Raw genomic sequence first — 13,745 nt, 5'->3', positions numbered from 1 at the left:
CGATGGATAGTTCACCCACCGGGGACACCGATGCTCTCCCACGTCCTGGTCGTCAGCGTGCCCTTGCCCCGGTAGGCGCGGACAATGTCGGCGTGCGCGCGCAGCCGTACGAACCGGTCGAGATCGGCGCCCTCCCGCCACACCGACACCGATCCGATACGGCGCCGCAGCGGGTCCGCCCAGAGCCGCAACGCCACGGCGCCCTCCAGTTCCGGCCACAACCGGCTCAACCGCCAGCCGACCCAGCAGGCACGCGGCAGATCGATGGCGCGGTTGAGCTGGAAGGCGGTCTCGCTGACCACCACCGCGGTGTCGCCGGGCACGTGGGGTCCGGGCAGCCAGCGGGTGCTCAGCATGCGGCGGGCTCGCGCATCAGGACGGCCGCCGCCTCGCGGATCTCCGGGGAGAACGGCGTGGGCCGCAGGGTGGTGGAGTCGAGGTTGACGTTCACGCGGTGGCCTTCGGCGTGGACCACCGTCTTGTCGGCCGACAGGACGCGGAAGCCGTACACGCCGGACGTCCGTCCCATGCGCTCCATCCAGAACTCCACGAGCACGTCGCCCGCGCCCATCACCGGCGAGTTGTACACGATCTTGAACTCGCGCACGACCATGTAGACGTCCTTGAACTTCGACAGCGCCGGGTCGAACCGCCAGCCCGCCTCGGTCCAGAAGGCGGACACGGCGCGCTCGACGAGCAGGGCGTAGCGGGAGTTGTGCAGCAGGCCCATGGCATCGAGGTCGTCGAAGTGCACCTGAACGGGCTTGAACTGGGTCACGGTCAATCCTCCGGGAGAAGCGAGGGGTCGGTGGCGAGTCCGCGCAGGCGCTGCAGGACGGCGGCGCGGGAGTAGGAGTAGGCCTCGGCCGGATCGATCAGCCGGGCATGGACGACGGTCGCCTCACCCAGGGCGTTGATCTCGAACGCGAGGCGGCCGGGGTCGGTGCCGGCCTCGAGCTCGCCCAGGGTGACGGCTTCGCCGGCCATCGCGCGTACGGCGTTGAGCCAGTCGGCCATCGCCTTGGCCACCCGGTCGCGCACCTTGCCCGGACGGTCGTCGAACTCGGCCTGGGCGACGAAGAAGAAGCAGCCGCCCGGAAGGACACCGTCCTCGTAGAAGCGCAGGCGGGCCTCGTGCATCGCGAACAGGCGGCGCACGCCGGCGGGAGCGCGCATGGCGGGGCGGACGATGTGGTCCACCCACTGGCGAGCGGCCCAGTCGACGGCGTCCAGCTGGAGTTGTTCCTTGTCACGCCAGTGAGCGAAGAAGCCCGACTTGCTCATGCCGGACTCTTCGGCCAGCCGTCCCAGGGTGAGGCCGCTGAGCCCGTCCACGGAGGCGAGGGCGACGGTGCGTTCGAGAATCGCCTCCCTGCTGCGCTGCCCACGCAGCCTGCGTCCATCGGTCATGGGCTCGACTATATACGAACGACCGGTCGTTTTGTTTTCCGGTTCCGAGCGCCCCGGAGCACGGCCTGTGACAGCGTTTCGTGCGCGCGGCGGCACATCCGGAGCGGCGCCCTCGGAAACAAGCGGGCCCGCGCGAGCCTTGTCGCTGGAGCGGGCAGCACACCCACGGCGGGCAGGCGGCACACGCACGGGCGGGCAGGCGGCGGCGCGTGGGCCCGAGGGCAGGCGGCGCGCGCGAGGGCGGCGGCGCGTGAGGGCAGGTGGCGTGTGGGTTTGCGGGCGCTTTGGGGGTGGGGCGGCTACGGCGGGGCGGTCAGCGGCGTTTGAAGGCGGCCAGGAGGCGGTCGGCGGCCAGGGCGGGGGTGAGTTCGCCGGCCAGTACCTCGCGCTCGACCCCCTTGGTGAGCGCCGCCACCTCGGGGTCGGCGCGCAACTCGGCCAGCAGGCGGTCCTGGACCAAGGTCCACGTCCACCGGACCTGCTGGGCGCGGCGCTTGGCCGCCACGTCCACCCGTTCCCGGTGGGCGCCGATCTGCTGCCACAGTTCCTCCAGCCCGGCGCCGGTCAGCCCGCTGCAGGTGAGGACCGGAGGCGGCGGCCCCTCCGAACGCAGCATGCGCAACGCCCCGGCCAGTTCCCTGGCCGCTTTGCGCGCCGCCATCTCGTGCTCCCCGTCGGCCTTGTTCACGGCGATCACGTCGGCCAGCTCCAGCACCCCTTTCTTGATGCCCTGGAGCTGGTCCCCGGTACGCGCGAGGCTCAGCAGCAGAAAACTGTCCACCATGTCCGCGACGGCGGTCTCCGACTGGCCGACGCCGACCGTCTCGACGAGCACCACGTCGTACCCGGCGGCCTCCACCACGACCATGGCCTCCCTGGTCGCCTTGGTCACTCCCCCGAGAGTCCCCGAAGTGGGGGAAGGCCGGATATAGGCCTGCGGATCAGCCGCCAGCCGCCCCATCCGCGTCTTGTCCCCCAGGATGCTGCCACCCGTCCGGGTGGAGGAGGGATCAACGGCCAGCACCGCCACCCGATGCCCCGTCTCGGTGAGCAAAGTCCCGAACCCATCAATGAAAGTGGATTTCCCCACCCCCGGCACCCCGGACACCCCGACCCGCCACGTCCGCCCGGCGAGGGGGGTGAGCGCGACCAGCACGTCCTGCGCCATGCGCGCATGGTCACTCTTCGTGGACTCCACCAGCGTGATCGCCCGCCCGATCCAGGTCCGGGACCCGGCCTTCACACCCTCGACATAGTCCTCGACCGACCGCATGCCCCCGATCGTACGTTTCCCCACCCCCACCCACCCAACCCCACACACCCCACCACCCCCAACCCCCAACCCCCAACCCAGCCTGGACACCGACCTCGCAGCCACACCGCGCTCCAGCGACGCCCCTCCACAAGGGCACACGGCAAACCACCCACCGGTCTCGCAGGCACGCCACCCTCCGGAGGACAGCGCCCTCCGAGGGGGCGGTGCCCTCCAAGGCGCGCCGCCCTGCGGGGGCGGCCCTGCGGGGGCGGCCCTGCGGGGGCAGCCCTGCGGGGGCAGTTCTGTTGGCGGCGGTTCTGTGGGGCGGTTCTGTGGGGCGGTTCTGTGGGGCGGTTCTGTGGGGGTGGGGTGGGTCGCCGCCGGTCTTGCGGGGTGCGGGCGGGTGGTGCCCTTTCGGGGCAACAGGGGGCCGCGGGGCGGAGGCTCTTGGGGTGGGGTTCGGGATGGTGGGGTGTTTGGGCTGGTGGTGGGGGGTGTTTACGTGTTTATCGGACTAAGTTCCGACAAATCGTGTCTCTACGCGCTAGGGTCTCTGGAGATTCATCTCAGCCGTCACAGGAGTCACTCCCCTCATGCCGCACGTCGAACCGTTGCGCGAGGGCGATCCGGCGGTGGTGGGACCCTACCGCCTGGTCGGGCGGCTCGGCGCCGGCAGTCAGGGCGTGGTCTATCTGGGCCAGGCCAGGAACGGCGTGCCGGTCGCGGTCAAGGTGCTGCGCGAAGGCCGGACAGGGGACGACCGCCTCGCCGAGCGGATCGCCGCCGCCCGCCGCGTGGAACCACTCGGCGTGGCACAGGTGCTGGACGCCTCGTTCGCCGGCCGGCCGTACATCGTGAGTGAGTATGTGGACGGGCCGCCCCTGCGGCGGGCGGGACGGCACACCGGCGCCGAGCTGCAGCGGCTGGCCAACGCGACCGCGACCGCGCTGGCGGCGATCCATCAGGCGGGCGTGGTTCATCGGGACTTCAAGCCGGCCAACGTGCTGCTGGGTCCTGGCGGGCCGAGGGTGGTCGACTTCGGGCTGGCCGGTGACGACCACACGCCGAGCGCGGGCGGTGTCGTGGGGACGCCTGCCTACATGGCGCCGGAGCAGTTGTCGGGGCAGAGCGCCGGGGCCGCCGCCGACGTGTTCTCGTGGGCGGGGACGGTGGTGTTCGCCGCGACGGGCAAGCCGCCGTTCGGCGACGGCACGCTGCCCGAGGTGATCAACCGGATCCTGCACGAGGAGCCCGAGCTGGGCGACCTGCCTCAGCCGCTGCGCGCGATCGTGCAGGGCTGCCTGGCCAAGGATCCCGGGCTCCGCCCCGCCATGCGGCAGGTCGTCCTGCAACTGCTGGGTGGTGAGCAGCCGCTCCCGGCCGCGAAGGCGGGCCGCTCACCCGCCCGCCGAGGGGTACGGCGGGCGCTGATCGCCGGCGTGTCCGGGGTGATGGTGCTGGCCCTGTCAGGGGCGATCGTCTGGCTCACCTCCGACCCCCGCCGCGACGCCGGCCCCGTGGTCACGACGGTGACGCCGGCCTCCGCGTCCTCCTCAAGCCCGAAGCCGGCCAAGACCCGCGTCCGCCACCCGCGCGCGACCGGCACGCCCTCCCCCGGCACCTCCAGCCTGCCCTCCCCCAGCGCCTCCTCCACGCGGGATGCCGGCACGATCCGGGTCCTGTATGTACGCGCCCAAGGCGTCAGAACCGCCCAGACCCGCGACTGCCAGGTGGGCGACACCGTGATCAGCGGCCTCGTCGAGGGAACCCGCTGGCCGGTGCGCTTCCGCTACGCCTGGATCGTGGACGGGCAGGTGGCGCGGCGCGGCACGGCGTACATCACCGAGGCGCGCACCCGCGCCGTCGTCCCGCCGCCCGCCATCACGCTCCCCGGACGGCACACCGTGACCCTGCGCGTCACCTCGCCGGTGACGGCCCGCGAGTCGATCGCGGTCGAGGTGTGCCCGGTGGGGACGGAGTAGATGGGCACGCTCGCGCCACTCGGTCCCGACGACCCCGCCGCCGTCGGTCCCTACCAACTGGTCGGCAGGCTAGGCGAGGGCGGCCAGGGCGTCGTGTACCTGGGGCAGGCCGACAACGGCCCCCCGGTCGCGGTGAAGGTGCTGCGCGGCGGGCTGGGCGGCGACGACCGCTTCGCGAAGGAGATCGCGGCCGCGCGCCGCGTGGAACCGTTCTGCATCGCCCAGGTCCTCGACGCCTCTCTCGGCGACGCTCCGGGCCCCGGCCGGCGGCACCGTCCCGGGCAGGGCGTCCCCGGCCGGGGGTACGGCAGGCCGTACATCGTGACCGAGTATGTGGAAGGCCCGTCGCTGCACGAGGCGGGGCGGCACGGCGGCGCGGACCTGCAGCGGCTCGCGGTCGCGACGGCCACCGCGCTGGCGGCGATCCACGAGGCCGGTGTGGTGCACCGCGACTTCAAGCCCGCCAACGTGCTGCTCGGGCCGGGCGGGCCGCGGGTCATCGACTTCGGCATCGCCCGCGCGATCGACGCGGCGGCCACCGCGACCAGCGGGATCGTGGGCACGCCCGCCTACATGGCGCCCGAGCAGCTGGCCGGGCACGACGTGGGGCCGGCGGCGGATGTGTTCGCGTGGGCGTCGGTGATCGTGTTCGCCGCGACCGGGACGCCGCCATTCGGCAGCGACACACTGCCCGCGATCATCAACCGCATCCTGCACAACGAACCCCAGCTCGGCGAGCTGCCCCGGCAGTTGCGCGGCGTCGTGTACGACTGCCTCGCCAAGGACCCCGCCGCGCGCCCGCCGATGCGCGCGGTCCTGTTACGCCTGCTCGGCGGCGACCAGCGCCCCGGCCCTGAAGTCCAGGGCCCGGCGCGGGGACACGCGGGCCCCGCGTGGGAGCGTGCCCAAGCCGGCCCGCTTACCGATCCCGGCGCGCGTCGCGATCAGGCCAGCGACCGGGTACGGCTCCGCAAGCCGGTCAGGGCCGCGCTCGTGGTGCCGCTGGCCGCGGCCGGGTCCGTCGTGGTGGCCGGCGGCCTGGTGTCGGGGCTGACCTGGCTCGGCGGCGGCTCGGGGCTGTGGGCGGCCGCCGCGCCGTACACCTCGACACCCAGCGCGAACGGCGGCAAGACCCCGCGCCCCGCCAAGACCACCCGCAGGCCCACCCCCAGGAAGACCCCGAAACAGACCCCCAGGCCGAAGCCGTCGACCGAGCGCACCACCCAGAGCCCCACGCCCGAACGCACCACCCCCACCCCCGTGCGGACCACGAAGAAGCCCGCGCCGGCCGCCGCCAGGGTCCGGGTCCTCGGCATCGACCTGCACGGCGGCCCCGGCCAGGACCATACGGCGAGCTGCTACATGCCGCCGGTCGGGTTCTCGGGCTCGCTGGAGTCGAGCAGGTCGGAGGTGTGGATCAGCTACGCGTGGGTGGTCGACGGGCAGGTCAAGCACCGCAACCGCACCTGGGTGCCGAAGGGTGAGTTCACCGCTCCGGCCCTGGCGCACCAGTACATGCTCGACACCGGCGGGCACAACGTCACCCTCAAGGTCACCGCGCCGGGCAGCGCGGCCAGGTCGATGCCGTTCAGCGTCTGCTCGATGGAGGACTAGTGACACCGCCGGGCGTGGGGCCGTACCGCATCGTCAGGAAGCTCGGCGAGGGCGGGCAGGGCGTGGTGTATCTGGGCGTGGCGCCGGACGGTACCCCGGTCGCGGTCAAGGTGCTGCGCGAGGGCGGCTTCGAGCGGGAGATCGCGGCGGCGCGGCGGGTGGAGCCGTTCTGCATCGCGCAGGTGCTGGACGCGTCGGCGAGCGGCACGCCGTACATCGTGACCGAGTTCGTGGACGGGCCCTCGCTGGCGGAGGCCGGACGGCACGGCGGCGCCGACCTCGACCGCCTGGCCGTCGCCACCGCCACCGCGCTCGCGGCCATCCATCGCGCGGGCGTGGTGCACCGCGACTTCAAGCCCGGCAACGTCCTGCTCGGCCGTGACGGCCCCCGCGTGATCGACTTCGGCATCGCCCGCGCGGGCACCTCCCTGACCGTCACCAGCAGCGTCGTCGGCACCCCCGCCTACATGGCCCCCGAGCAACTGGCCGGCGCGGGCGTCGGGCCCGCCGCCGACGTGTTCGCGTGGGCGTCGGTGATCGTGTTCGCCGCGACCGGGACGCCGCCGTTCGGCAGCGACACACTGCCCGCGATCATCAACCGCATCCTGCACAACGAACCCCAGTTCGGCGACCTGCCCGAGCATCTGCGCGCGGTGGTCTACGCGTGCCTCGCCAAGGACCCGGCCGCCCGCCCGTCCATGGAGGCGGTCCTGCTCCGTCTGCTCGGCGGCCCATCCGGCAGAGGTACGGCAGGCAGCCCCGCGACCGCCCAGGCGGCCGCGAGCCGGAAACGGCGGGCCGGCGGCGGGCCCCGGCGGATCCGGGTACCGGTGCTGGCGGGGGCGGCGGTGGCCACCGCGCTGGTGCTGACCGCGGGGACCGCCGTCGTGTGGAAGGTCACCCTGGCCGGACAGCCCACCACGCTGGCACTCCAGCCCGGCTCGGGAGAGGTGTCGAAGAGCGGCAAGGGCAAGACCCGGAAACCAGCCGACGGCCCGACCCGCGCGAGCGCACCGGCTACCAAGACCGCCCGGCCGACGCCCACCCGCACTCCGGTACGCCCCACCGCCACCCGCGCCCCGGTACGCCCGAGCCCCACCAGGGCCACCCCCACCCGAACCCCCACCAAGCGCCCCACACCCACCAAGGCCGCCCGGTTCACCGTGGCCTACGTACGCTCCCAGGGCGCGTCCAAGATCAAGGACGAGGGCACCTGCTACGTGGGCTCCATGAACTTCGGCGCCGGGATCGACTCCACCGTCCCCGGCTCCCGCTACTCCTTCCAGTGGATCGTGGACGGCGAGGTCATCGAGACCGGCTCCGGCAAGCTCCCGGACGGCAGCCGCAGCGACTACGTCTTCTCCAAACGCCGGCTCTCCCTGTCCGACGGCCCCCACACCGCCGCGTACAGGGTCGTCGGCGGCGGCTCCGCGTCCGTGTCGTTCACGATGTGCGCGACGTCGTAGATGCGGCCGCTCCGTCCCGACGACCCACGGGCCATCGGCGCCTACCGGCTGACCGGCCGCCTCGGCGAGGGCGGCCAGGGCGTGGTCTACCTGGGGCAGGCGCCGGACGGCGCCAAGGTCGCGGTCAAGGTGCTGCGCGAGGGCGGGGACGGCCTGGCCAGGGAGGTGGCGGCGCTGCGGCGGGTGGAGCCGTTCTGCGTGGCGCAGGTGCTGGACGCCTCGACCGGCGGCCGGCCGTACATCGTGACCGAGTACGTGGAGGGGCCGTCCCTGGCGGAGGCCGGGCGGCACGGCGGGGCGGGACTGCAACGCCTGGCCGTGGCCACCGCCACCGCGCTCGCGGCCATCCACCGGGCGGGCGTGGTGCACCGCGACTTCAAGCCCGGCAACGTCCTGCTCGGCCGCGACGGCCCCCGCGTGATCGACTTCGGCATCGCCCGGTCCGGCGCCTCCCTGACGATGACCAGCAGCATCGTCGGCACCCCGTCCTACATGGCCCCCGAGCAGCTGGCCGGCACGGGGGTCGGCCCCGCGACCGACGTGTTCGCGTGGGCCGGCGTCATGGTGTACGCCGCCACGGGCAGGCCGCCGTTCGGCAACGACTCCCTGCCCGCGGTCATCACCAGGATCCAGCACGCCGACCCGGACCTCGGCGACCTCCCGGGCCCCCTGCGCCCGATCGTCACCCGCTGCCTGGCCAAGAACCCCGCCGACCGCCCGGCGATGCAGGAGGTCCTGCTCCAGCTCATCGGCGCGCCCTCTGAAGCGGGGCCGCGAGCGGACTCCCCGGCGCCGCGCACCTCCGGCGGGGATGGCAGGAGGCGGGCGCTGCTGGTGGCCGGGGCGGCGGCGGGAGCGGTCGTGGTGACCTCCGGGCTGGTGACGGCGCTGGTCACCGGCATCTCCTGGCCGGTCGCCCAGACGCCGCTCGGGCTGCCGTCCGGGAGCACGCCTCCGCCGAGCAGTTCGGGCCTGCCCAAGCCGACGGCCAAGAAGTCAGGCAAGCCGTCCCGGACGCCGAAGCCGGCGGCGAGCCGTACCCGGGAGACCCCGAGCGCCAAGCCCACCACAGACGTGCCCGCCACAGACGAGCCCACGCAGAAGCCCACCACGTCCGCACCGGCCGCGCCCCGCGGGCGGGTGGGGTCGGTGAGCCTGCGGTCGGAGGGACTGCTGACCGGCGACTGCTACCGGCAGTCGAACATCGCCGCCACCGTGAGCGCCGGCAAGAAGACGCCGTTCACCTATCGGTGGATCCTCGACGGCCGCGACATGGGCAAGGCCGCGGCGACGGCGCCGACGAAGCTGGTGCTCGGGTACGCGCACATCCGGTCGGACGGGCCGCACACGGTGCGGTTCCGGGTGCTGTCCCCCAACGCCATGACGCGGACGTTCACCTTCAGCACCTGCGACGGCGCCCCCTGGCCCGAGGAGTAGTGGTCGGGCGGTAAGGGCCGCGAGTGGCCATGCCCCACCTGCGGTTTCGTCCGTAGATTGCGGTGCATGGTCACTGTGGAGAAGTTGCTGCCCTCGGATCGCGACGTCTGGGAGGAACTGTTCCGCGGCTACATCGCCTTCTACCGGCGCACCGAGCCGCAGAGCATGTACGACAGGGCATGGCAGGAGTTCCAGTCCGGCACCCGGCTGCACGCGCTCGGCGCCCGGCTCGGCGGACGGCTGGTGGGCATCACCCACTTCCTCGTCCACGGCAGCACCTCGGCTCCCGACACCGACCTCTGCTACCTGCAGGACCTCTTCACCGCCCCGGACGTACGCGGCAAGGGCGCGGGGCGGGCCCTGATCGCCGCGGTCACCGACTGGGCGCGGGCCAACGGCTGCGCCCGCGTCTACTGGCACACCCAGGAGGGCAACACCACGGCCCGCCGCCTGTACGACAAGGTCGCCGTCAACCCGGGCTTCGTCAAGTACCAGATCGACCTTCCCGGAGGCACCCGCCCTCCGGGAAGGTGAGACGGACGATCTGTCGCTATCGGGAGCCTCTGCCCCAGCCGACACCGTACGCCGCCGGAGCCTCGGACTGATCGTGCAACGGCATGGACACCACACGTCCTTCCAGTCAGAGCTGTCAGACCGGATTCAACTGCGGCTCGCATGCGTGACACTTGCGCCTCACTTGTCCAGGGGCCATCCCGTCAGTGCCCGAGCCGCGCGGTCAGGTCCTTCAGGAGGCCGAGGGCGGCGTCGGCGATGACCGTGCCCGGCGGGAAGATCGCGCTGGCGCCCGCCGCCCGCAGTTCGGCGAAGTCGCCGGGCGGGATCACCCCGCCCACCACGATCATGGTGTCCTCCGCGTCGAGGGCGGCGAGGGCCTCGCGCAGCGCGGGCACCAGCGTGAGGTGCCCGGCGGCCAGCGAGGACACGCCGACGATGTGCACGTCGGCCTCGACGGCCTGGCGCGCCACCTCCTCCGGCGTCTGGAACAGCGGGCCGACGTCCACGTCGAAGCCCAGGTCGGCGAAGGCCGTCGCGATCACCTTCTGGCCCCGGTCGTGACCGTCCTGGCCCATCTTGGCGACCAGGATGCGCGGCCGGCGGCCCTCCGCGCGCTCGAAGTCGGCGCACGCCTCGCGCACGCGCTCGATGTTGGCGGCGGGGCCGGCCTCGTCTCGGTACACGCCGGAGATGGTACGCACCTGGCCGGCGTGCCTGCCGTACACCTTCTCCAGCGCGTCGGAGATCTCGCCGACGGTGGCCTTGGCGCGGGCGGCGTCGACGCAGAGTTTCAGGAGGTTCTCGTCGAGGCCGGCGCCGCGGGTGCCGTTCTGGGCGGCGTCCGCGGCCTTGGTGAGGGTTTCGAGGGCCTGCCGTACCTCGTCGCCGGAACGTTCGGCGCGCAGGCGGCGCAGCTTGTCGATCTGCTGGGCGCGCACGGCGCTGTTGTCGACCTTGAGCACGTCGATGGGCTCGTCGGCGGCGGGCCGGTACTTGTTGACGCCGATCACCGGCTGACGGCCGGAGTCGATGCGGGCCTGGGCGCGGGCGGCGGCCTCCTCGATGCGCAGCTTGGGCAGCCCGGCGTCGATGGCCTTGGCCATGCCCCCGGCCTCCTCGACCTCGCTGATGTGGGCCCAGGCGCGTTCGGCGAGGTCGTGGGTGAGGCGCTCGACGTAGTAGGAGCCGCCCCAGGGGTCGATCACGCGGGTGGTGCCGGACTCCTGCTGGAGCAGGAGCTGGGTGTTGCGGGCGATGCGGGCGGAGAAGTCGCCGGGCAGGGCGAGCGCCTCGTCGAGGGCGTTGGTGTGCAGCGACTGTGTGTGGCCCTGGGTGGCGGCCATGGCCTCCACGCAGGTGCGCACGACGTTGTTGTAGACGTCCTGGGCGGTCAGCGACCAGCCGGACGTCTGCGAGTGGGTCCGCAAGGACAGAGATTTCGGATTTTTCGCGTTAAATCCGGAAACGAGGCGCGACCACAACAGGCGCGCGGCCCTTAGCTTGGCGACCTCCATGAAGAAGTTCATGCCGATGCACCAGAAGAACGACAGCCGGGGCGCGAACACGTCGATGTCCAGCCCCGCACCCACCCCCGCCCGCAGGTACTCGGCCCCGTCGGCCAGCGTGTAGGCCAGCTCCAGGTCGCAGGTGGCCCCGGCCTCCTGGATGTGATAGCCCGAAATGCTGATGGAGTTGAATTTCGGCATCTTCTCGCTCGTATAAGAGAAAATATCCGAAATAATCCGCATGGAGGGTGTCGGGGGATAGATGTAGGTGTTGCGGACCATGAACTCTTTGAGGATGTCGTTCTGGATGGTCCCGGCCAGCTGCTCGGGCGCCACGCCCTGCTCCTCGGCCGCCACGATGTAGAGCGCCAGGATCGGCAGCACCGCGCCGTTCATCGTCATCGACACCGACATACGATCCAGCGGGATGCCGTCGAACAACTGCCGCATGTCATAGATCGAGTCGATCGCCACCCCGGCCATCCCGACGTCCCCGGCCACCCGCGGATGGTCGGAGTCGTACCCCCGGTGCGTCGCCAGGTCGAAGGCCACCGACAGCCCCTTCTGCCCGGCCGCCAGGTTGCGCCGGTAGAAGGCGTTGGAGTCTTCGGCCGTCGAGAAGCCCGCGTACTGCCGGACCGTCCACGGCTGGTTGACGTACATCGTGGGATAGGGCCCTCTGAGGTACGGCGCCGCCCCCGGATAGGTCCGGAGGAAGTCCAGCCCGTCGAGGTCGGCCGCCGTGTAGAGCGGCTTGACCCCGATGCCTTCCGGCGTCTCCCACACCTCGCCCGCCACCTCGGGCACGTCTTCCGGCGCGCCGCCCGCGAGCGGGACGGAGGTGAAGTCGGGGATGCTCATCGTGCCACCTCCAGGTCGTCGAAGGTCGTCCTGAGCACCGCCAGCGCGTCGCACCCGGCGAAGACGCGGCCGTCCACGTGCTCGTACTCCCCCTTCCCCGCCAGCCAGACGCGTCTCGCGCCGGCCCGTTTCAGCGCCGCGGCGACCGCCTCGGCGTGCTCGGGGTACAGCTTGTCGCTGGAGCACAGGCACGCCACCCGCGCGCCGCTGACGGCGAAGGCGGTGGCGATCCGCTCGGCGTCCACACCGGGCCCGGCGCTCTCGGTGGCCAGCCCGCCCGCCTGGAACAGGTTGGCGGCGAACGCGGCCCGCGCGGTGTGCGCCGCGACCGGGCCGATCGTGGCCAGGAACACCGTGGGCCGCTCCGGCTGCGCGTCGGCCAGGTCCCGCAGCTCCTCGTACGGCTCGGAGTAGCGCCCGCTCCCCCTCGGCGCGCCGCCCGGCAGGGGCTTCTCCTCCAGGTCCGGGAACTCGCTCACGCCGGTGATCGGCAGGCGCCGGTGCGCGATGTCGGCCTCACGCCGGGTCCGTACCCGCGCGATGCGCGCGGCCACCAGTTCCCCGGCCCCGTCCGGCAGCCCTCCGGCCGCCTCGATCTCCTGGAACCACGCCCAGGCCGCCTCGGCCAGCTCCGCCGTACGCCGTTCCACGTACCAGGAGCCGCCCGCCGGATCGGCCACCCGGGCGGCGCCGGACTCCTCCATCAGCAGCGCGTGGGTGTTGCGGGCGATCCGCCGCCCGAACGCGTCCGGCTCCCTCACCGCGGCGTCGAACGGCCGCACGGTCACCGCGTCCGCCCCGCCCACCCCGGCGCCGAAGCAGGCCAGCGTGGTGCGCAGCATGTTCACCCACGGGTCGCGCGCGGTCATCATGGCCGCGCTGGTCACCGCGTGCTGCGCCTGCCGCGCGGGCCCGCCGCACACCTCGGCCACCCGCGCCCACACCACCCGCGCCGCCCGCAGCTTGGCGATCGTGGCGAACTGGTCGGCGCTCGCCGCGTACCGGAACTCCAGCTGCCCGAACGCCTCCTCCACGCTCAGCCCGGCGCCGGTGAGCGTCCTGAGGTGCGCGACACCGAGCGCCAGCGAGCAGCCGAGCTCCTGCGCGTCGCTTCCCCCCCTGTCGTGGTACGGCGTCGCGTCCACGACCACCGCCCGCAGCTCCGGGTACCCCTGCGCGCACCGCCTGGCCAGGGCGGACACCACCCGCGGCGGCACCGAGGCGAGCGAGGCCCCCAGATTCCCGCGTACCGGCCCCTGACGTCCGGCGGCCAGCCCCAGCAGGACCTCGGCGGCCTGCTCGGCCAGCGGCCCGGCGTCGAGCACGACGGGCGCGAGGTCCAGGTAGACGTCCTTGAGCACGCGCGGCAGGTCGGCGATCGGGATCGTGTCCGGGCCGACGTCCAGCCACAGTGAGGTGACGCCGTTCTCCAGGTCGGCCAGGACCGCCTCGGGGTCGGCCGCGGAATGCCGCTGGCGCACGTCCCAGCCGCGCGCGCCGAGCGGCGGCCGGGGCGTGCCGGGCAGGTCGGCGGCGTCGTAGAGCGGCTGGAGCGTGAGCCCGTCGTAGGTACGGCTGGTCAGCGCCTCGAAGTCGAGGCCGGACTTGCCCAGCACGGCGAGCGCCATCGCATGCCAGTCGTCACGGGTGACGGGGGGATACCCGGCTGCCAGTTCCATGTCTCGGATATTAGGCGGAA

General features: G+C 72.9%; 11 protein-coding genes. 5 read left to right on the top strand and 6 right to left on the bottom strand.

The window, feature by feature from the left end; all coding sequences use genetic code 11:
- Positions 1 to 11: 11 nt before the first annotated feature.
- The 4 genes from ACIBHY_RS05090 to meaB all read right to left on the bottom strand — a co-directional run bounded on the left by ACIBHY_RS05090 (position 12) and on the right by meaB (position 2,683).
- Positions 12 to 356, bottom strand: a complete 345-nt coding sequence (locus ACIBHY_RS05090) for a hypothetical protein (RefSeq protein ID WP_397306006.1) — start codon at positions 354 to 356, stop codon at positions 12 to 14.
- The gene (locus tag ACIBHY_RS05085) at positions 350 to 778 is read right to left on the bottom strand and encodes an acyl-CoA thioesterase (RefSeq protein ID WP_397255820.1); all 429 of its coding nucleotides are present in this window, start codon (positions 776 to 778) and stop codon (positions 350 to 352) included. The genes ACIBHY_RS05090 and ACIBHY_RS05085 overlap by 7 nt, the downstream gene beginning before the upstream one ends.
- A 2-nt stretch (positions 779 to 780) precedes the next feature.
- Positions 781 to 1,410: a TetR/AcrR family transcriptional regulator gene (locus ACIBHY_RS05080; RefSeq protein WP_397255821.1), complete on the bottom strand. Its 630-nt coding sequence runs from the start codon at positions 1,408 to 1,410 to the stop codon at positions 781 to 783.
- 313 nt (positions 1,411 to 1,723) lie between these two features.
- The gene (gene meaB, locus ACIBHY_RS05075) at positions 1,724 to 2,683 is read right to left on the bottom strand and encodes a methylmalonyl Co-A mutase-associated GTPase MeaB (protein ID WP_397306005.1); all 960 of its coding nucleotides are present in this window, start codon (positions 2,681 to 2,683) and stop codon (positions 1,724 to 1,726) included.
- A 575-nt stretch (positions 2,684 to 3,258) separates the two neighbouring features.
- Between meaB and ACIBHY_RS05070 the strand changes: the two genes are divergently transcribed.
- From ACIBHY_RS05070 to ACIBHY_RS05050, 5 genes are all read left to right on the top strand, one after another.
- Complete coding sequence (locus ACIBHY_RS05070; RefSeq protein WP_397255825.1) at positions 3,259 to 4,647, top strand: serine/threonine-protein kinase; 1,389 nt, start codon at positions 3,259 to 3,261, stop codon at positions 4,645 to 4,647.
- Entirely contained in the window at positions 4,648 to 6,261 is a 1,614-nt protein-coding gene (locus tag ACIBHY_RS05065) for a serine/threonine protein kinase (RefSeq protein WP_397306004.1), read from the top strand.
- Entirely contained in the window at positions 6,261 to 7,727 is a 1,467-nt protein-coding gene (locus ACIBHY_RS05060; protein ID WP_397306003.1) for a serine/threonine protein kinase, read from the top strand. The genes ACIBHY_RS05065 and ACIBHY_RS05060 overlap by 1 nt, the downstream gene beginning before the upstream one ends.
- A complete protein-coding gene (locus tag ACIBHY_RS05055) occupies positions 7,728 to 9,164 on the top strand; it encodes a serine/threonine-protein kinase (RefSeq protein ID WP_397306002.1) in 1,437 nt (478 codons plus the stop codon).
- A gap of 66 nt (positions 9,165 to 9,230) precedes the next feature.
- Positions 9,231 to 9,698: a GNAT family N-acetyltransferase gene (locus tag ACIBHY_RS05050; protein WP_397255833.1), complete on the top strand. Its 468-nt coding sequence runs from the start codon at positions 9,231 to 9,233 to the stop codon at positions 9,696 to 9,698.
- A gap of 182 nt (positions 9,699 to 9,880) precedes the next feature.
- On the opposite strand, the gene scpA is transcribed toward ACIBHY_RS05050, so the two are convergent.
- Both scpA and ACIBHY_RS05040 read right to left on the bottom strand, forming a co-directional pair.
- Complete coding sequence (gene scpA, locus ACIBHY_RS05045) at positions 9,881 to 12,046, bottom strand: methylmalonyl-CoA mutase (RefSeq protein ID WP_397306001.1); 2,166 nt, start codon at positions 12,044 to 12,046, stop codon at positions 9,881 to 9,883.
- Entirely contained in the window at positions 12,043 to 13,725 is a 1,683-nt protein-coding gene (locus tag ACIBHY_RS05040; RefSeq protein WP_397306000.1) for a methylmalonyl-CoA mutase family protein, read from the bottom strand. Before ACIBHY_RS05040 ends, scpA begins: the two co-directional genes overlap by 4 nt.
- Positions 13,726 to 13,745: the final 20 nt, after the last annotated feature.

Origin of the sequence: Nonomuraea sp. NPDC050547 (assembly GCF_044457345.1) — a bacterium.
In the GTDB taxonomy this organism is placed as follows: Bacteria; Actinomycetota; Actinomycetes; order Streptosporangiales; family Streptosporangiaceae; genus Nonomuraea.
The sequence above is the reverse complement of the archived record's forward strand: the minus strand, read 5'-3'. Positions and strand labels throughout refer to the sequence as shown.